The 18688-nt window shown below is 71.5% G+C and carries 14 protein-coding genes and 1 tRNA gene; 12 read left to right on the top strand and 3 right to left on the bottom strand.

The genetic code is table 11. The features are described from left to right. Nucleotides 1–54: 54 nt before the first annotated feature. Complete coding sequence (locus VR894_RS09535) at nucleotides 55–1245, bottom strand: helix-turn-helix domain-containing protein (protein ID WP_324651149.1); 1191 nt, start codon at nucleotides 1243–1245, stop codon at nucleotides 55–57. 128 nt (nucleotides 1246–1373) lie between these two features. Here VR894_RS09535 and VR894_RS09530 point away from each other — a divergent pair, with 128 nt between their 5' ends. Then, the gene (locus VR894_RS09530) at nucleotides 1374–2042 is read left to right on the top strand and encodes a hypothetical protein (RefSeq protein WP_324651148.1); all 669 of its coding nucleotides are present in this window, start codon (nucleotides 1374–1376) and stop codon (nucleotides 2040–2042) included. A gap of 169 nt (nucleotides 2043–2211) precedes the next feature. Then, the gene (gene adhP, locus VR894_RS09525; RefSeq protein WP_324651147.1) at nucleotides 2212–3240 is read left to right on the top strand and encodes an alcohol dehydrogenase AdhP; all 1029 of its coding nucleotides are present in this window, start codon (nucleotides 2212–2214) and stop codon (nucleotides 3238–3240) included. An 80-nt stretch (nucleotides 3241–3320) separates the two neighbouring features. Here the strand turns inward: adhP and aceE are convergent, their stop codons facing one another. Continuing rightward, a complete protein-coding gene (aceE, locus tag VR894_RS09520) occupies nucleotides 3321–6062 on the bottom strand; it encodes a pyruvate dehydrogenase (acetyl-transferring), homodimeric type (RefSeq protein ID WP_324651146.1) in 2742 nt (913 codons plus the stop codon). 266 nt (nucleotides 6063–6328) lie between these two features. On the opposite strand from aceE, the gene VR894_RS09515 reads away from it, so the two are divergent. The 5 genes from VR894_RS09515 to VR894_RS09495 all read left to right on the top strand — a co-directional run bounded on the left by VR894_RS09515 (nucleotide 6329) and on the right by VR894_RS09495 (nucleotide 8745). Next, on the top strand, nucleotides 6329–6751 hold the full coding sequence (locus tag VR894_RS09515) for a DUF3052 domain-containing protein (protein ID WP_324651145.1): 423 nt from the start codon (nucleotides 6329–6331) through the stop codon (nucleotides 6749–6751). Further along, on the top strand, nucleotides 6735–7184 hold the full coding sequence (locus VR894_RS09510; protein WP_324651144.1) for a redoxin domain-containing protein: 450 nt from the start codon (nucleotides 6735–6737) through the stop codon (nucleotides 7182–7184). The genes VR894_RS09515 and VR894_RS09510 overlap by 17 nt, the downstream gene beginning before the upstream one ends. An 83-nt stretch (nucleotides 7185–7267) precedes the next feature. Then, complete coding sequence (locus VR894_RS09505; RefSeq protein ID WP_324651143.1) at nucleotides 7268–7672, top strand: VOC family protein; 405 nt, start codon at nucleotides 7268–7270, stop codon at nucleotides 7670–7672. Nucleotides 7673–7737: 65 nt separating this feature from the next. After that, nucleotides 7738–7811: transfer RNA gene (locus VR894_RS09500), tRNA-Val, on the top strand. Nucleotides 7812–7908: 97 nt separating this feature from the next. Beyond that, the gene (locus VR894_RS09495) at nucleotides 7909–8745 is read left to right on the top strand and encodes a formate/nitrite transporter family protein (protein ID WP_324651142.1); all 837 of its coding nucleotides are present in this window, start codon (nucleotides 7909–7911) and stop codon (nucleotides 8743–8745) included. 40 nt (nucleotides 8746–8785) lie between these two features. Here the strand turns inward: VR894_RS09495 and VR894_RS09490 are convergent, their stop codons facing one another. Next, entirely contained in the window at nucleotides 8786–9841 is a 1056-nt protein-coding gene (locus VR894_RS09490) for a LacI family DNA-binding transcriptional regulator (protein WP_324651141.1), read from the bottom strand. Nucleotides 9842–10040: 199 nt separating this feature from the next. On the opposite strand from VR894_RS09490, the gene VR894_RS09485 reads away from it, so the two are divergent. From VR894_RS09485 to VR894_RS09465, 5 genes are all read left to right on the top strand, one after another. Beyond that, a complete protein-coding gene (locus VR894_RS09485; RefSeq protein WP_324651140.1) occupies nucleotides 10041–12053 on the top strand; it encodes a beta-galactosidase in 2013 nt (670 codons plus the stop codon). A 100-nt stretch (nucleotides 12054–12153) separates the two neighbouring features. Continuing rightward, a complete protein-coding gene (locus VR894_RS09480) occupies nucleotides 12154–13425 on the top strand; it encodes a sugar ABC transporter substrate-binding protein (RefSeq protein ID WP_324651139.1) in 1272 nt (423 codons plus the stop codon). 67 nt (nucleotides 13426–13492) lie between these two features. Next, on the top strand, nucleotides 13493–15106 hold the full coding sequence (locus VR894_RS09475; protein ID WP_324651138.1) for an ABC transporter permease subunit: 1614 nt from the start codon (nucleotides 13493–13495) through the stop codon (nucleotides 15104–15106). A gap of 2 nt (nucleotides 15107–15108) precedes the next feature. Then, nucleotides 15109–15993, top strand: a complete 885-nt coding sequence (locus VR894_RS09470) for a sugar ABC transporter permease (RefSeq protein WP_324651137.1) — start codon at nucleotides 15109–15111, stop codon at nucleotides 15991–15993. A 99-nt stretch (nucleotides 15994–16092) separates the two neighbouring features. Then, nucleotides 16093–18549: a glycosyl hydrolase 53 family protein gene (locus VR894_RS09465; RefSeq protein ID WP_324651136.1), complete on the top strand. Its 2457-nt coding sequence runs from the start codon at nucleotides 16093–16095 to the stop codon at nucleotides 18547–18549. Nucleotides 18550–18688: the final 139 nt, after the last annotated feature.

The raw sequence follows: 18688 nt of genomic DNA, 5'->3' as shown, positions 1-18688 counted from the left end.
TTGTGGGGCATCGACAAACCGGTGCGTGTCGGCGTGCGATGCGTGGGAGGTGGGTCACACTCCGGCGTGGTCACCTGCGGGAGCGGAGAGCCGGCCGACCGTGAGGGCGACCTGGAGGACGAAGGCCTCGCGCGGCGTCGTCGCGTCCCAGCCGACGGTCTGGGAGACCCGTCGCAGCCGGTACCGCACGGTGTTGGGGTGGACGTAGAGGGCGCGGGCGGCGGCCTCGAGCGAGCGGCCGACCGCGAGGTACTCCCCGAGGGTCTCGAGGAGGGGGCCACCGGCCGCGGCCAGCGGGCGGTAGATCTCGGTGAGCAGGGTGCGGCGGGCGAGCGGGTCGCCGTTGACGAGTCGTTCGGGCAGCAGCTCGTCGGCCTCGACGAGCTCCGGCGCGTCCGGCCACGCCGGGGCGGCGAGCAGACCGGCCAGCGCGGCGCGTGCCGAGCGGCCCGCATCGGCGATGTCAGCCACCTCGGGTCCCAGCACGACCGTGCCCGGGCGCAGGCGTGGCATGAGCGACTCGGCCGCCGCCCGCAGCTCGTGCCCGCCCAGCACGATGACGAGTCGGTCGCCCTGGATCCCGACGAGCGCGTCGTGGGCCGCCCGGCGGCAGGCGCGGCGCAGCTCGGAGGTGCTCCGCTCGTCGAGCGGGCTGCGGGTGGTGCCGACGAGGACCACCGCCGACCCGGTCCCCGACCACCCCAGCGCCGCGGCCCGGGAGCGCAGCGAGCCGTCGGTGTCGCCGCGGATCAGCGAGTCGACGACGAGCGCCTCGAGGCGGGCGTCCCACGCGCCACGTGCCTCGGCCGCGCGGGCGTAGACCTCGGCCGCGGAGAAGGCCACCTCGCGGGAGTAGCGCAGCACGGCGTCACGGAGGTCGCGCTGCTGGCCCGGCGCCGCGAGCTGGACGGCATTGTCCTCGACGACCTCGACGACGAGCCGCACGAGCTGGAGCGTGTGCTGCAGCGAGATGGACCGCGTGAGCTCGGGAGGGGCCGCCCGGAAGATCTCCGCCGCGTTGTAGGTGGCGGCCGACGAGCTCTCGTACCAGGTGATGAAGGCGGAGATGCCGGACTGCGCGACGAGGCCGATCCACGACCGGTCCTCGGCAGCGAGCTCGCGGTACCAGGGGATCTCGGCGTCCAGCCGCTTGAGCGCGGCCGACGTGAGGAGGTCGGTGCCGCCGCGCAGGCGCCGGACGACGTCCGAGCTGCCGTGCTGGTCGGCGGTCGGGGCGGGGGCCATGACGCGAGCATAGGCGAGCGCTTGTGGGAAGCCGACAACCTTGGCGGGGCGCGGATCTCCGTGGCCCGGAGCGACGCGGTCGACCGCGTCAAAGTGAGGGCTCAGCGCTGAGCCGATATGGTCGGTCCATGGCTCTCCTCGCGCGACTCAAGGCGCTGCTCACCCGACGCCGCCCCATGCGGCGGCCGGGGACCCGGCAAGCCACCACCGCTGCCCGTAGCGCCGACCTGCCGAGGGAGGACACCCTGCGGGCCCGGCTGGTCGAGGACCCCAACGACATCCAGGCCTTCCGCGAGCTCGCGGAGCTGGTGCGCAGGAGGGCCGACTCGGTGGAGCCGGTCGACCCGCTTGTCGCGGAGCACGAGCAGGTGACCCACCACATGTCGGCCGACGTCGCGATCTGGGCGCTGGCCGAGGAGCTCGCCGGCAACCCGCGGGCGTGGTTCCCGCTCATCGAGCTCGCCCGGCTGTCCCTGCACGACGACCACGAGGGCGCGATGCGCCGGCTCAACGCCGCGTGCGAGCGCGAGCACACGGGGCTGGCCGTGGCCGAGGGCGTCCGCACGCTCCGCGAGGCGGACCTGCCCGGCGACGGCCTGGGGCTCGGCGTGGGGCAGTGGTCGCCGCGTGAGCACATCCCGGAGGCCGGACGTCAGATCGTCCTGGCGGCCCTGGACGCCGAGCGACCGCACGACGCCCGCCGGCACCTCGAGGAGCTCAAGGGCCGCGACGACGCCGAGACCCACGCCGTCGTCGCCGAGCTCACCCCCCGCGTCGAGGCCGCCGAGCGCACCTGACGGCGTCCGCCGCGTCCGGAGCTCGACGCCGCAGCCGGGCCTCCCGCCGGGGACGTCCGTCCCTCCTTGGTGAACCTGCGCGCTGGTTCACTGGTGCCACACCGCACACGGTGCTCACCACCCGAGGGCCTTGCCCTTCCGGTCCTCGGCCCGAACAAGGAGGACCCCCATGGCCGACACCATGCGCGCCGCCGTCGTCCCGGAGCTCGGCGCCCCGCTAGAGGTCAAGGAGCTCGACATCCCCCAGCCCGGGCCCTACGACGCCCTGGTCAAGGTGGAGTACACCGGTGTCTGCCACACCGACCTCCACGCCGCCCACGGCGACTGGCCGGTCAAGCCGGTCGCGCCGTTCGTCCCCGGCCACGAGGGTGTCGGGACCGTGGTGGCCGTCGGTGACCGCGTCGAGCGGGTCAAGGTCGGCGACACCGTCGGCAACGCCTGGCTCGCCAGCGCCTGCGGCGAGTGCGAGTACTGCCAGACCGGCTGGGAGACGCTGTGCGAGGCGCAGCAGAACAGCGGCTACTCCGTCGACGGCTCGTTCGGGCAGTACATGCTGGTCGACTCCCGCTACTGCCCGGTCATCCCCGACGGCGTCGAGCCGGCCGCGGCCGCACCGATCCTCTGCGCCGGCGTGACGGTCTACAAGGGTCTCAAGGTCACCGACACCAAGCCCGGGGAGTGGGTGCTCATCTCCGGGATCGGCGGCCTGGGCCACATCGCCGTGCAGTACGCGGTCGCCATGGGTCTGCGGGTGGCCGCGGTGGACGTGGACGACAGCAAGCTCGAGCTCGCCCGCAAGCACGGCGCGGAGGTGGCGGTCAACGCCCGCACCAGCGAGGACCCCGCGGCCGAGATCAAGGCCGCGACCGGCGGCGTGCACGGCGCCCTGGTCACCGCCGTCAACGCCCACGCCTTCCCGCAGGCCGTCGCCGCCCTCCGGCGGGGTGGCACCGTCTCCCTCGTCGGCCTGCCGCCGGAGCAGTTCCCGCTCGACATCTTCACCACGGTGCTCTTCGGGCTGACGGTCCGGGGCTCGATCGTCGGGACCCGCAAGGACATGGCCGAGGCGCTGGACTTCTTCGCCCGCGGCAAGATCAGCCCGACCTACACGGTGCGGCCGATGGACGACATCAACGACATCTTCGCCGAGATGGAGGCCGGCGCGATCGACGGCCGCGTCGTCATGAGCATGACGTAGCCCCCCACAAACGCCGAGAGCGGAGTTGTTTCGTGAAACAACTCCGCTCTCGGCGCTATGTGGGGCGGGGCGAGGGACGGTTAGGAGTCGCCGCCTGCGGTGCCGGACTCGCCGGCGTTGACGTCCCAGAGGCGGTACTTCTCGACGGCCTGACGCGGGGCGTCCGCGTCGACGGCGCCCTGGGCCGCGAGGGCCTGCAGCGCCTTGACCACCATGGAGTGGGAGTCGATGAGGAACTGGCGGCGGGCCGCCGGGCGGGTGTCGGAGTAGCCGAAGCCGTCCGCGCCGAGGACGTGGTAGTCGCCCGGCACCCACTGGCGGATCATGTCCGGGACCATGTGGTCCCAGTCGCTCGAGGCGATGTACGGGCCGCCGGCGTCACGCAGCTTGGCGGTGACGTAGGCCTCGCCGTGGTCACCGGCCGGCTCCAGCAGCCGCTTGCGCTCGACGTCCAGCGCCTGGCGGCGCAGCTCGCCCCAACTCGTCACGGACCACACGCCGGCCCGCACACCCCAGTCCTCGGCGAGGATCTCGCGGGCGTGCAGCGCCCACGGCACCCCGACGCCCGAGGCCATGAGCTGCACCCGGGGGCCCTCGCCCTCGGAGGCCGCGATGCGGTGGACGCCCTTGAGGATGCCCTCGACGTCCACGTCCTCCGGCTCGGCCGGCTGGTGCATCGGCTCGTTGTACACCGTGAGGTAGTACATGACGTTCGGGTCACGCGGGTCGTCCGCGCCGTACATCCGCTGCAGGCCGTCACGCACGATGTGGCGGATCTCGTAGGCGTACGCCGGGTCGTAGTTCACGAACGCCGGGTTCGTCTGGGCGAGCACGAGGGAGTGCCCGTCCATGTGCTGCAGACCCTCACCGGCCAGCGTGGTCCGCCCGGCGGTGGCACCGATGACGAAGCCGCGGGCCAGCTGGTCCCCGGCCGCCCAGAAGGCGTCACCGGTGCGCTGGAAGCCGAACATCGAGTAGAAGATGTACACCGGGATGAGCGGCTCGCCGAGGGTGGCGTAGGACGTGCCGACCGTCTGGAAGACGGCGGCCGAGCCGGCCTCGTTGATGCCCATGTGCATGATCTGGCCGGTCTCGGACTCCTTGTAGGAGAGCATGAGGTCGGCGTCCACGGCGGTGTAGTTCTGCCCGTGGGTGTTGAAGATCTTCGCCGTCGGGAAGATCGCGTCCAGGCCGAAGGTGCGGGCCTCGTCCGGGATGATCGGCACGATCCGGCTGCCGATCTCCTTGTCCTTCATCAGCTCCTTGAGGAGGCGGACGAAGGCCATGGTCGAGGCGACCTCCTGCTTGCCCGAGCCGCTCTTGAGCACCTCGTAGGGCTTGTCGCCGGGCAGCGGCAGCGAGTCCTTCGCGGCGCGGCGCTCGGGCAGGAAGCCGCCCAGCGCGCGACGGCGCTCGAGCATGTACTGCAGCGCGGGGTCGTCGTCCTCGGGCCGGTAGTACGGCGCGTTGTACGGGTCCTCGAGCTGCTCGTCGGGGATCGGGATGCGAAGGGCGTCACGGAGCATCTTGAGGTCCGTGGTCTTCATCTTCTTCATCTGGTGCGTGGAGTTGCGCCCGGCGAAGCTCGGGCCGAGGCCGTATCCCTTGACCGTCTGGGCCAGGATGACCGTCGGTGCCCCGGTGTGGTCCATCGCGGCCTTGTACGCCGCGTAGATCTTGCGGTAGTCGTGGCCACCGCGCTTGAGGGCCCAGATCTCCTCGTCGGTCAGGTCCTTGACGAGCTCCTTGGTCCGCGGGTCGCGGCCGAAGAAGTGCTCGCGCACGTAGGCGCCGTCGTTGGCCTTGTAGGTCTGGTAGTCGCCGTCGAGCGTCTCGTTCATGAGGTTGACGAGCGCACGGTCCTTGTCGGCGTTGAGCAGCGAGTCCCACTCACGGCCCCACAGCACCTTGATGACGTTCCAGCCGGCACCCCGGAAGAACGCCTCGAGCTCCTGGACGATCTTGCCGTTGCCGCGCACCGGGCCGTCGAGGCGCTGGAGGTTGCAGTTGACGACGAAGGTGAGGTTGTCCAGGCCCTGCTGCGAGGCGAGCTGCAGCATCCCGCGGGACTCCGGCTCGTCCATCTCGCCGTCACCGAGGAAGGCCCACACGTGCTGCTGGGAGGTGTCCTTGATGCCGCGCTCGTGGACGTACCGGTTGGTGAACGCCTGGTGGATCGCCTCGGCGGGGCCGAGCCCCATGGAGACCGTGGGGAACTCCCAGAAGTCGGGCATGAGGCGCGGGTGCGGGTAGGACGGCAGGCCGCCGCCCGGGTGGGAGTGCTCCTGACGGAAGCCGTCGAGGTCGTCCTCGCTGAGCCGCCCCTCGAGGTAGGCGCGGGCGTAGTTGCCCGGCGAGGAGTGACCCTGGAAGAACACCTGGTCGCCACCACCGGGGTGGTCCTTGCCACGGAAGAAGTGGTTCATCCCCACCTCGTACAGCGTGGCGATGGAGGCGTAGGAGGAGATGTGGCCGCCGACGGCCACGTCCGGCCGCTGGGCGCGGGTGACCATGACGGCGGCGTTCCAGCGGATCCAGCCGCGGTACTTGCGCTCCGTGGCCTCGTCGCCGGGGAAGTACGGCTCCTCGTGCACGCCGATGGTGTTGACGTAGGGGGTGGTCAGGTGCCCGGGCACGGAGACGTTCCGCTGACGGGCGCGCCGCAGCAGGCTGAGCAGCATGTACCGGGCGCGCGGTCCGCCGCGCTCCTCGATGAGACCGTCGAGGGACTCGAGCCACTCCTGGGTCTCAGCGGTGTCGATGTCCTTGACCTGGCTGAGCAGGCCGTCGATGAGCGGTCCAGATCCGTTCTTTGGACTCACACGTCCTCTTTCCCTCGAGCGTCGGGCGCCCCGACGCGCATGGCTGGTGCTCGGTGTCATCCAGATTAGGCCCATTCTCGCCCCGTGACGGGCCGGGGGCCATCACCCGGATCGCCGCTTTGCTATGACCTTGGCAACAGCAGACCGCGCGCCCGTGGGCGGTTCGTCTGGGAATGGCATCGTCCCGGCAGTAGCGTTGTGCCATCCTCACGCTTGGTTGGGGTCCGACGGCGCGACGAGCGCCCAGAACGAGAGTGGGAGAACACGTGGCAGCGACCGCTGGCCCAGGTGCCGGCAGCCGGTTCGGCTTCACGACCGGGCAGGAGATCCAGGAGTTCGGTTACGACGACGACGTCGACGAGACCGTCCGATCGGCTGTCGAGGAGATCACGGGGGGTGACCTCGTCGACGAGGACTACAACGACGTCGTCGACGGCGCCATCATCTGGTGGCGTGACGACGACGGTGACGAGAGTGACCTCACCGACCTCCTGGTCGACGCCCTCGACAACCTGGACGACGCCGGTTCCATCGTCGTCCTCACGCCGAAACCGGGCCGTGGCGGACACGTGGGTCCCGCCGTCGTCGAGGCGGCGGCACGGACCGCCGGCCTGCAGCCCACCGGCTCCGTCGGTGCCGGCGAGGACTGGAACGGGTTGCGCCTGCTCGCCCGTGGTCGCGGTCGCTGACCGGGCGCCGTCGGTCGAGCTGCCCGACACCCACGGCACCCCGGTGCGGGTGGGCGGGCAGCGGGAACGGCCACAGCTCGTCGTCTTCCTGCCGTTCGCGTTCTCGCGCGTGTGCGGGGGAGAGCTGGCCGACCTGGTGAGCAGCCCCGTCCGGGGGGCCGACGTCGTCGCCGTCACGTGCGACCCGGTCTTCGCCCTGCGCGCCTGGGGTGAGCAGGAGGGGGTGGGCTTCCCGCTGCTGTCGGACTTCTGGCCGCACGGCGCGGCCGCCCACGCCTACGGGGCGTTCAACGAGGCGACCGGGGCCGCCGTCCGCGCCACCTTCCTCCTCGACGACGACGGCGCGATCGCCTGGTCCGTGCGGTCGCCCGCCGGGCGGCCGCGGTCCGTCGCGGACTACCGGGCGGCCGTGGCGGCACTCACGGGCTCCTAGCCCTGTGCGTCGAGAGCCGGTTCTGCGCAGGTTCGGTGCCCGTTCTCGTGCCGATGGCCGGGTCCGTGGCGGATGATCCCGCCATGACACAGCAACGCGTCCGGCAGCTGAGGGTCGTCGTCGAGGCGGCGGACTACGACGAGGCGGTGCGGTTCTTCCGCGACGTCCTCGGGATGAGCGAGGAGCTGGCCTACGCCGAGGGTGGCGACGACCGGGTGGTCATCCTCGACGCCGGGCGCGCCACGCTGGAGATCGGGACGCCGGCCCACATCCGGGAGGTCGACCGCGTCGAGGGCGCCACCGTGCCGAGCCCCGCGATCCGGCTGGCCTTCGAGGTGGACGACGCCCCGGTGGCGACGGAGGACCTGGCCGCGGCCGGCGGGGAGGTGGTCGGCGAGCCCGTCACGACGCCGTGGCGGTCGGTGAACTCGCGGATCGCCGCGCCCGCCGGGCTGCAGATCACGCTCTTCCAGGAGGCCGGGTCCTGACACCCGTCGTCGGTCCTTGCCTTCGGTGACCAGTACCCTGGTCGCTGCACCCCCGGGGTGCGGCAGGGCCTGTAGCTCAGTTGGTCAGAGCGCCGCGTTTACACCGCGGAGGTCGCCGGTTCGAGACCGGCCGGGCCCACCGAGGGTTCACCGACCCGCACCCGTGCTCGACGCCCTGCCAGGCGCTCCGGCCCGCGATCGGGGAGTATGGCGCGAACCGACACGCGGGAGAGCGCATGAGCGAGGTACGACGTCGAGAGCTCGGAGACAACGACCTCCCTGTCGAGCAGCACCTGCAGGAGACCTTCGAGCGCACGATGGAGGAGGGTGCCGAGCGGCTGCACCGGACCGTCCGTTCGGTCGTCATCACCGGCCTGTTCGGTGGCATGGAGATCGGCCTGGGTGTCATGGCCTACCTCGCCGTGCTGCACGAGACCGACAGCCACCTGCTCGCCGGACTCGCCTTCAGCGTCGGCCTCATCGCCGTGCTGCTGGCCCACAGCGAGCTCTTCACCGAGGACTTCCACATGCCCCTCATGGGGCTGGTCACCCGGCAGGCGAGCGTCTGGCAGCTGGGCAAGCTGTGGGCGGGGACGCTCGTCAGCAACCTCGTCGGCGGCTGGGTGTTCATGTGGCTGGTGATGCAGGGCTTCCCCGAGTGGCGGGACACGATCGAGGAGACCGCGCGCCACTTCGTCGACGCACCCTTCTCGCTCCAGTCTGTCTGCCTGGCCGTCCTCGGCGGCAGCACCATGACGCTGATGACCCGGATGCAGAAGGGCACCGAGTCGGACGGGGTCCGGGTGGTGGCCGCGGTGGCCGGTGGGTTCCTGCTGTCCGGGCTCCAGCTCTTCCACTCGATCCTCGACTCGCTGCTGATCTTCGGGGCGATCCAGTCCGGCGCGGACATCTCGCTGCTGGAGTGGCTGAGCTGGTTCAGCTACACCGTGGTCTTCAACGCGGTGGGCGGCATCGTGCTGGTGACGGTGCTGCGCATCGCGCGGAGCAAGGAGCTGGTCGTCCACTTCCGCGAGCAGACGCCGCCGGACGCGGACTCCGCCCACGACCGCTGACCGGTGCCGGCGCGCGTGCACGCCCGCGGGTGGGCCGCCCCTACGTGCTGTCGCGCACCACGAGGCTCGCGGGCATCGTCACCGACTTCGTCGCGCCGCCGGCGATGATCTCGAGCAGCAGGGAGACCATCTCGGCGCTGATCCGGTCGAAGGGCTGGCGCATCGTGGTCAGCGGGGGGTCGAGGTTCACCGCGAGACCGGAGTCGTCGAAACCGCCGACGGCGACGTCCTCGGGGATCCTGCGGCCGGCACGACGAAGCACCGTGATGGCCCCGGCGGCCATCGCGTCCGACGCGGCGAAGACCGCGTCGAGGTCCGCGGCCCGCTCGAGCAGCTGGGCCATCGCCGTCACGCCGGACTCGGTGCCGTAGTCGCCGTGGGCGACGAGGGCGGGGTCGTAGTCCGGCCCGAGCTCCTCACGGTACCCCTCGAGCCGGTAGCGACCGCCGGGCAGGTCGAGCGGTCCGGTGATCATCGCGATTCGGCGCCGCCCGCGGGAGCGCAGGTGCTCCACCATCTCGCGGGCCCCGCCGGCCTCGTCCACCGACACCGACGCGACGCGGTCGGACCGCCCCAAGGGGATGCCGCAGGACACGAGCGGGATCTCGTGGGAGAGCAGGAGGTCGACGAGGGGCTCGTTCTCGTGGGAGGAGATGAGCAGCGCGCCGTCCACGTGGCCGGCCGACAGGTAGGCGACGACGTTCTCCCGCTCCTTGGGTGTGCCCGCGACCAGCAGGTTGAGCGTCATCTGCCGGCTGGCGAGCGCCTCGGCCGCACCGCGCAGCAGCGGCGCGTACGTGGGGTCGGCGAAGAGCCGGTCCTGCGGTTCCGCCAGGAGGAACGCGAGGGCGTTCGCCCGCCCGGTCACCAGTGACCGCGCGTGCTGGTTGGCGCGGTAGCCGGTCTGCTTGATGGCGCGCTCCACCGCCTCCCGGGCGTCGGGGGAGACCCACTTGCCGCCGTTGAGGTAGCGCGACACCGTCCCCCTGGACACGCCCGCCGCGGCGGCGACGTCCAGGATCGTGGGTCGCCTGCGCACCGTCTCGCCGGTCGCCGAGGCCACGCGGGCACCGGGCGGCGAGGAGGTGGCGCTCATCGCTGCGACCCTACGCGGCTCGGACGGCCGGACATCCCCGCAGCGTCGGGAGAGGAACTGTGCACGGTCACACCATGGCACAGCCGAACCCGAAAGAGAATCCCTCCAGCACTTGACACCCAACCCTGTGCACGTTCACAGTATGGGCACGGTCACCACGGGGCAGTGGTGCCGATCCACTGCGAGGCGATGGAGCGTCATGTCGAACCACCTTTGGCCGTACCCCGGGGCGATCGCGTACGGGGGCGACTACAACCCGGAGCAGTGGCCTCGGGAGGTCTGGGACGAGGACGTCGCCCTCATGCGCGAGGCGGGCGTCAACCTCGTCAACGTCGGCGTCTTCTCCTGGGCCATGCTCGAGCCGGAGGAGGGCGTCTTCGACTTCGGGTGGCTCGACGAGCTGCTCGACCTGCTCCACGCCAACGGCATCGCCGTCGACCTCGGCACCCCGACCGCCTCGCCGCCCGCCTGGTTCTTCGCGGCCTACCCCGATGCCCGCGTCATCGACGGGGACGGTGTGGTCATGGGCTTCGGGTCCCGCGGGATGGCGTCGCACGCGTCGCCCGAGTACCGGCGGGCGGCGACCCGGATCGCCGGTGAGCTCGCCCGCCGCTACGGCACCCACCCCGCCGTCGTCCTGTGGCACGTCCACAACGAGTACGGCGTGCCCGTCGGTGAGGACTTCTCGCCGCGCGCCGTCGAGGCCTGGCGCGGCTGGCTGCAGGACCGCTACGGCTCCCTCGACGCCCTCAACGCCGCGTGGGGCACGGCGTTCTGGGGGCAGCGGTTCGCCCGATGGGAGCACGTCATCGCGCCGGCGCGGACGCCGTCGACCGTCAACCCCGCGATGAAGCTCGACTGGGCCCGGTTCACCGACGACCAGCTGCGCGCCTGCTACCGCGCCGAGCGGGACGCCATCCGCGCCCACGCCCCGCAGCCGGTCACCACCAACTTCATGGCCCACCAGTCGTGGAACACCGACCTGTGGAAGTGGGCGGAGGAGGTCGACGTCGTCTCCGACGACCACTACCTGTGGTCCCCGGACCCGGACGCCCACGTCGCGCTCGCCCTGTCCGCCGACCTCACGCGGTCGGTGGCACGAGGGCGCCCGTGGATCCTCATGGAGCACTCGACGTCGGCCGTCAACTGGCAGGGCCGCAACATCGCCAAGCGTCCGGGGGAGATGCACCGCAACGCGCTCACCCACGTGGGGCGCGGCGCCGACGCGGTGATGTTCTTCCAGTGGCGGGCCTCGCGTTCGGGCGCCGAGAAGTTCCACTCCGCGATGCTTCCCCACGCCGGGACGACGAGCCGCGTCTTTCGTGAGGTCGTCGCCCTCGGCTCGCGCCTCGGCGACCTCGCCGAGCTGCAGGGCTCCCGCGTGGAAACACAGGTGGCGGTGCTCTACGACTGGGAGTCGCTGTGGGCCCAGGACCTGGAGTGGCGCCCCTCCGATGCGCTGCAGTTCCGCGAGCGGATGCGCGCGTACTACGAGCGGCTGTGGCGCGACGGCGTCCAGGTCGACTTCGCGCACCCCGGCGACGACCTGTCCGCCTACCGGCTGGTCGTGGCACCGGCGTCCTACCTCCTGACCGCCGGTCAGGGGGAGAACCTCACCCGGTACGTCGCCGCCGGAGGCACCCTGCTCGTCTCGTGCTTCGCGGCGGTGGTCGACGAGCACGACGCGGTGCACGCCGGCGGCTTCGGCGCCCCCCTCCGGGAGTCCCTGGGCCTCACCGTCGAGGAGTTCCTGCCCATGCGCGAGGGCGAGACCTGCGCCGTCGAGCTGGACGGCGAAACGCTCCCGGCCGACGTCTGGGCCGAGCACCTCGCACTCGAGGGCGCGCAGGTCCGGGGCACCTACCGCGGCGGCCCCGCGGACGGCGCTCCCGCTGTCACCCGCCACCAGCACGGCGAGGGGACGGGCTGGTACGTGAGCACCCGGCTCGACGTGGCGGCACTCGCCCCCGTCCTGGCCGCCGTCTACGACGACGCCGGTCTGGCGCCGTCGTCGTCGCCGGAGGGCGTCGAGCTGATGGCCCGCCACGGCCGGGACGCCGACTACCTCCTCGCGGTGAACCACCGCGAGGACCCCGCCCACCTCACGGTGCACGGGACCGAGCTGCTCACCGGGGAGCCGGTGGCGGGGGACCTCACCGTCCCCGCCGGTGAGGTGGCCGTGGTCCGGACCGAGCGCGGAGGAGGCCGGTGACCGGCGGCCGGTGAGCGCCGGCAGAGCAGGACGACGGTGGTCGCGACGACGTGACCACCACCCCGAGGTACCGATGGTGCCGCTTCAGAGAGGAAGAACAATGCGCAAGTACATAGGAGTCGGTGCCTCGCTCGTGGCGACCGTCGCGCTCGTCGGGGCGTGCGGTGGCGGCGACCCGGAGCCGGCGGAGACCGCGGCCGAGCAGCCCACCACCGAGGAGACGACCGGCCGCGCGGACGCCGAGGGCGCCGAGCTCGTCGTCTGGTCCGACGCCGAGCGGAACCAGGCCATCCAGGACGCGGCCGCGGCCTTCGAGGCGGACACCGGGGCCACCGTCACGGTGGTGCAGAAGAACTTCGAGGACCTCCGGGCCGACTTCCTGGCCCAGGTCCCCACGGGCGAGGGGCCGGACATCACGGTGGGCGCGCACGACTGGCTGGGCGAGTTCGTCGAGTCCGGCGTCGTGGACACCATCGACCTCGGAGACCGTGCCGCCGACTTCGAGCAGGTCACCCTCGACGCCCTCACCTACGACGGGCAGCTCTACGCCCTGCCGTACGCGCAGGAGACGGTCGGGCTCATCCAGAACGCCGACCTCGTCGGCGAGGAGACGCCCGAGACGTGGGACGAGCTCATCCAGATGGCAACCGACGCAGGGTTCGCCGAGCGGCCGATCATCTTCTACACGAACGGCACGGAGGGCGACATGTACACCTCCTACGCCTTCCAGACCTCCTTCGGGGCACCGGTCTTCCTCCAGGACGAGGACGGCTCCTACACCAGCGAGGTCGGGCTGGGCGGCGAGGAGGGTCTCGCCTTCGCCCAGTGGCTGCACGACAACGGGTCGGCCGGCACCGGTTACTTCACCGACACGGTCGACTACGACATCGGCAACGAGCTCTTCGCCACGGGCGAGTCGCCGTTCATCGTCCAGGGACCGTGGACCATCCCGACCTACCAGGACGCCGGCGTGAACGTCGTCGTCGGGCCGGTGCCGTCGGCGGGCGGGCAGACCGCGTCGCCGTTCGTCGGTGTCCAGGGCTTCTACCTGTCCTCGCAGTCCTCCAACGCCCTGCTCGCCAATGAGTTCCTGGCGAACTACATGTCGACCGACGACGCGCAGCAGGCGCTCTACGAGGCCGACCCGCGCATCCCGGCACTGACCGCCGTCGCCGAGTCGGTGGCCGACGACCCGGTCATCGCCGGCTTCCTGGCCTCTGCCCAGAACGGCGTCCCGATGCCGAACATCCCCGAGATGGGAGCCGTCTGGGAGTTCTGGAACCCCGTCCAGATCGCCCTGATCAACGGCGAGGACCCGGCATCGGTCTGGCCGAGCATGGTCAGCAGCATCGAGAGCGCGATCGCCGAGTGATCCTGCCTCCCGGGCCGGGACGTGCGCGCCCCGGCCCGGGAGGACGGACCCGACACGAGGAGTCCACATGTCCGTCGGCCAGCAGGGCGCGACCCGCCCGACCGATGACCCGATGAGCGAGAGCCACGCACGGAGCTGGAAGGGTCCCGGCTGGGGCTTCCTCCTCAAGCTGGCGGTCATGATGGGCGTCAACGCCCTCGGGCTCACCGCCATCCTGTCCGCCTACCGGGTGCAGGCGTGGTTCATCCTCGGCGCGCTCGTCCTCCTGCTCGTCGCCGCGGACTGGGTCTACTTCTCCCGCCGAGCCGTGCCGCTGAAGTACCTCTACCCGGGGCTCGTCTTCCTCGGGGTCTTCCAGCTGTTCACGATGGCGTACACCGGGTACGTCGCCTTCACGAACTACGGCACCGGTCACCTCGGCTCGATGCAGCAGGCCGTGGACGCGGCACTCATCCAGGACGAGCGCCGGCTGGAGGGCTCGCCGTCCTACCCGCTCGCGCTGGTGCGGGAGGGTGACGAGCTCGGCTTCGCCGTCACCGGCGAGGACGGGGTCGTCCGCGTGGGCACGTCGGAGCAGCCGCTCGAGCCCGTCTCCGGCGCCGTCGTCGACGAACGCGGTGCCGCCGTCGAGGTCCCCGGCTGGGAGGTCGTCCCACGGACCCAGCTCTTCAGTGACAACGACCTCCAGCAGGCCGCTGCCAACCTCCGCGTCCCGGTCTCCGACGACGCCGAGGACGGGGCCATCCGCACCCGGGAAGGGTCCACCGGGACCGTCTACACCTCGAGCCTCGAGTGGGACCCGGACGCCACGACCCTCACCGACACCGAGACCGGCGTCGTGTACGCACCGGACGACCGGGGCAACTTCGTCAGCCCGGACGGGGACCGGCTGGCGGCCGGCTGGTACGTCAACGTGGGCTTCGAGAACTTCGTGCGGGCCTTCACCGACGCCGCCTACGCCGGGCCGCTGCTCAAGGTGACCCTGTGGACCTTCGCGTTCGCCACCCTCACCGTGCTCACCAGCTTCGGCCTGGGGCTGCTCATCGCGCTCATCTACAACGACACCCGGGTGCGTGGGCGCAAGGTGCTCCGCACCGCGTTCATCCTCCCGTACGCCTTCCCCGCCTTCATGTCCGCGCTGCTGTGGCGAGGCATGCTCAACCAGGAGTTCGGCGTCGTCAACGAGTGGTTCTTCCTCGGTGCGGGCATCGGCTGGCTCAGCGACCCGTGGCTGGCGAAGGTCGCCGTGCTGTGGGTCAACCTCTGGCTGAGCTACCCGTACTGGCTGCTCGTGACGACCGGCGCACTCCAGGCGCTGCCCGGCGAGCTCATGGAGGCCGCCCGCATCGACGGCGCGGGCCGCTGGCGGCAGTTCCGCTCGATCACGCTTCCGCTCCTCATGGTCTCGACGGCGCCGCTCGCGATCGCGTCCTTCGCGTTCAACTTCAACAACTTCACGATCATCTACATGCTCACCGACGGCGGGCCGGCCTTCCCTGCCGCGTCGGTCCCGCTGGGGGCGACCGACATCCTCATCTCCGCGATCTACCAGATCTCCGGGGTGGCCGGCGGCCGCGCCGACTACGGCCTGGCGAGCGCCCTGTCGATCATCGTCTTCATCGTCATCGGACTCATCTCGGCCCTGGCGTTCCGCCGGACCCGCAAGCTCGAGGAGATCTAGCCATGACTTCGCCCAGCGACGACAAGCAGCGCACGGCCACCCGCCGCCGACGCTGGTGGCGCGAGGTCGGCTGGAAGTACCCGGTCGCCGTCGTCGTCGTCTTCTACGCCGCCTTCCCGCTCGTCTACGCGCTGTCCGCGTCCCTCGACCCGCGCGGCTCCCTCGCCGGCTCCTCGTCCCTGTTCAACGCGGTCAGCCAGGTCAACTACGCCGCCCTGGGGGAGACGCGGTACTGGACGTGGGTCGCCAACACCCTGCTCGTGTGCAGCGCCGCGGCCGTCGGTGCGGTGCTCATGGGCGCTGCCGCCGCCTACGCGTTCTCCCGCTTCCGTTTCCGCGGGCGGCGCGCGTCCCTCACCACGCTCCTCATCATCCAGATGTTCCCCCAGACGGTGGCGTTCGTGGCGGTCTTCCTGCTGCTCATCGCCCTGGGAGAGGTGGTCCCGCAGCTCGGGGTCAACTCCAAGCTGGCGCTCATCTGCGTCTACCTCGGCGGGGCGCTGGGAGCCAACACCTTCCTCATGTACGGCTTCTTCAACACCATCCCGATCGAGATCGACGAGGCCGCCCGCATTGACGGCGCACCCCACTCGCAGATCTACTGGCGGATCATCATGCCGCTGGTGACGCCGATCCTCGCCGTCGTCGGGCTGCTCGCCTTCATCTCCTCCTTCGGCGACTTCATCCTCGCGCGCATCGTCCTCACCAGCGAGGACAACTGGACGCTCGCGGTGGGGATGTACCAGTGGGTGTCCAACCAGCTCACGTCGCGATGGGGGCTGTTCGCGGCCGGGTCGATGGTCGCCGCCGTGCCCATCCTCGTGCTGTTCCTGTCACTGCAGCGCTACATCGTCGGCGGACTGTCCGCCGGGTCGGTCAAGGGTTGAGGACCCGGCCGTCCACCCACCCGGCGCGTCCTGCCGGGAGCACACCGTCCCGCGCACCCGCGCGGGCGGGGATCAACGAAGATCGAGGAGAGGAATGACATGGCACGTCGGATGAGACGGGGGGCCGTGGTCGTCGCCGCCGCCGCACTCGTGGGGACCGGGCTCATCGCCCCGGCAGGGGCCGACGACGGCCCCGTGGAGGCGGGCATCACGGTGCCCCGCGTCGAGGGCATGGGGGAGGGGTGGATCAATGGCGCCGACTTCTCCTCGGTGCTCTCGCTGGAGGAGAGCGGCGTGACCTTCACCGACTTCGAGGGCAACGACGCCGACCTGTTCGACGTCCTGTCGGACGCCGGGGTCAACTGGGCACGCATCCGCGTGTGGAACGAGCCGTTCCTCGCCGCCGACCCGACCAAGGGCTACGGCGCGGGCAACGTCGACGCCGACCGCGCCACCGAGATCGGGGTGCGCGCCACCGCCGCGGACATGCGGGTGCTGGTGAACTTCCACTACTCCGACTTCTGGGCGCACCCCGGCCAGCAGCATGTGCCGCGTGCGTGGCGCGGGACCAGCCACGAGGAGCGCGTCGCGGCGCTGTACGACTACACCGTCGACACGCTCCAGCAGATGAAGGACGCCGGCGTCGACGTCGGCATGGTCCAGATCGGCAACGAGACCACCAGCGGTGAGATCGCCGGGACCACCGGCTGGGACCGCACCGCCGATCTGTTCGCTGCCGGTTCCCGCGCGGTCCGCGACACCCTCGGCGAGGACGTCAAGGTGGCCGTGCACTTCACCAACCCGGAGCGCGCCGGGCAGTACGCCGCCGTCGCCCGCGAGCTCGACACCCGTGGCGTGGACTACGACGTCTTCCTCAGCTCCTACTACCCCTTCTGGCACGGCACCCCCGAGAACCTCACCGCCGTCCTCGACCAGGTCGCCACGACCTACGACAAGGAGGTGGCCGTCGCCGAGACGTCGTGGACCTACACGCTGGAGGACGGGGACGGCTACCCCAACGCCGTGCGCACCGTCGACGGGCCCTACTCGGTGTCCGTCCAGGGGCAGGCCCTGGCCGTGCGCGACGTCATGCAGGCCGTCGCCGACGTCTCCGAGGGCCGCGGGCTGGGCACCTTCTACTGGGAGCCGGCCTGGGTGCCGGTCGGCCCGCCGGAGCAGCTCGAGGCGAACTGGGAGCTGTGGCAGCGCGACGGGTCCGGGTGGGCGACGACGTACTCCCAGGAGTTCTACGACCCGGACGGCGGGTACTCCGAGGACCTCGACCCGTCCGAGTGGGCGGACGACTTCGGCGGCTCCGGCTGGGACAACCAGGCGCTCTTCGCCCACGACGGCTCACCGCTGGAGTCGCTGCGCGTGTACGAGTACGCGCGCACCGGGTCCGTGGCGCCCCGCGAGCTCGACGCCGTCGCGAGCCCGACGGTCTCGGTCGTCGACGGCGAGCCCGTCGCGCTGCCCGCGACGGTCCAGGTCTCCTACACCGACGGCACGACCGAGGAGCAGGCGGTCACCTGGAGCGACTCCACCGAGTGGATCCTGGGCCCGGGCACCTACCTGGTCCGCGGCACCACGGAGGCCGGTCACCCGGTGACCGCGACCGTGACCGTGCGCTCGAGCGACGTCGAGGGGACCAACCTCGTCGTCAACCCCGGGTTCGAGGACGGGGTGGCGCCCTGGGTGGGGACGGGCAGCGGGTACACGATCAGCAGCGAGAGCGACCCCTACGAGGGGGTGCGCTCGACCCACTTCTGGGCCGCCGACCCGTACAGCTTCTCCATCGAGCAGCAGCTCACCGACGTCCCGGCGGGCCAGTACCGCCTGTCCGCGAAGGCTCAGGGCGGTGACGCCGGGGCGAGCGACACGCTGAGCATCTCCGCCGCCTCCGGCATCTCCACCGTCTCGGCCGACTTCACGCTCAGCGGGTACGACAACTGGCAGACGCCCCAGACCGGGCCGCTCACCGTGGCCGCGGACGGCGTGGTGACGATCCGTGCCGACCTCTCCCTGAGCGGGGGCGCGTGGGGGACCCTGGACGACTTCGCGCTCGTCGCGGTCTCCGAGACCGCCGAGGCGGACACGGCGGCACTCGAGGAGCTCGTTTCGGCTGCCGAGGACGTCGACCGCAAGGCCTACACTCCCGACTCCCTGGCGCTGCTCGACGCGGCGCTCGCACGGGCGGGCTTCGTGCTCGGTTCTGCGGCGCCCAGCCAGCAGAGCGTGGACGCGGCCGTCCTCCAGCTCGAGCAGGCGCTCGAGGGCCTCGTCCCCCTGCCCGCGCCGACCGACCCGCCCACCGAGGTCCCGGGTCCGACCGACCCACCCACGGGTGACCCGACCGACCCGCCCACCGGCGGGCCGGACCCGAGCGACCCGCCCACCGGTGGGACGCCCGGCGACGGTGGAGACTCACCGCCGCGGGGCGGGGCAGGTGGCCAGCTCAGCCGGACCGGGGTGACACTGCCGCTGGCAGCCGTCGTGCTGCTCCTCACCGCCGGTACGGCCACCCTGGTGGTGCGGCGGAGGCTCACCGCCGAGTGACCGAGTGACCGATTGACCGACGGGCCGTGGCCACCGCGGGAGTGCGGGGGCCACGGCACGCCGGCCGGGATGCGAGATGCGCCGGGCTGATCGGTGTGCGCGGCGAGGGAACGCGCAAGGATGACGTGCAGCGGCCGCG

Source organism: Georgenia sp. H159 (genome assembly GCF_035607575.1).
Lineage (GTDB): Bacteria > Actinomycetota > Actinomycetes > Actinomycetales > Actinomycetaceae > Oceanitalea.
This window is presented reverse-complemented; position numbering and strand designations above follow the sequence as displayed.

Bases quoted from the DNA above. Each gene is read 5' to 3' on its own strand.
- VR894_RS09535 (WP_324651149.1), bottom strand. From the start codon at position 1,245: ATGGCCCCCGCCCCGACCGCCGACCAGCACGGCAGCTCGGACGTCGTC.
- VR894_RS09530 (WP_324651148.1), top strand. From the start codon at position 1,374: ATGGCTCTCCTCGCGCGACTCAAGGCGCTGCTCACCCGACGCCGCCCC.
- adhP (WP_324651147.1), top strand. From the start codon at position 2,212: ATGGCCGACACCATGCGCGCCGCCGTCGTCCCGGAGCTCGGCGCCCCG.
- VR894_RS09505 (WP_324651143.1), top strand. From the start codon at position 7,268: ATGACACAGCAACGCGTCCGGCAGCTGAGGGTCGTCGTCGAGGCGGCG.
- VR894_RS09495 (WP_324651142.1), top strand. From the start codon at position 7,909: ATGAGCGAGGTACGACGTCGAGAGCTCGGAGACAACGACCTCCCTGTC.
- VR894_RS09490 (WP_324651141.1), bottom strand. From the start codon at position 9,841: ATGAGCGCCACCTCCTCGCCGCCCGGTGCCCGCGTGGCCTCGGCGACC.
- VR894_RS09485 (WP_324651140.1), top strand. From the start codon at position 10,041: ATGTCGAACCACCTTTGGCCGTACCCCGGGGCGATCGCGTACGGGGGC.
- VR894_RS09480 (WP_324651139.1), top strand. From the start codon at position 12,154: ATGCGCAAGTACATAGGAGTCGGTGCCTCGCTCGTGGCGACCGTCGCG.
- VR894_RS09475 (WP_324651138.1), top strand. From the start codon at position 13,493: ATGTCCGTCGGCCAGCAGGGCGCGACCCGCCCGACCGATGACCCGATG.
- VR894_RS09470 (WP_324651137.1), top strand. From the start codon at position 15,109: ATGACTTCGCCCAGCGACGACAAGCAGCGCACGGCCACCCGCCGCCGA.
- VR894_RS09465 (WP_324651136.1), top strand. From the start codon at position 16,093: ATGGCACGTCGGATGAGACGGGGGGCCGTGGTCGTCGCCGCCGCCGCA.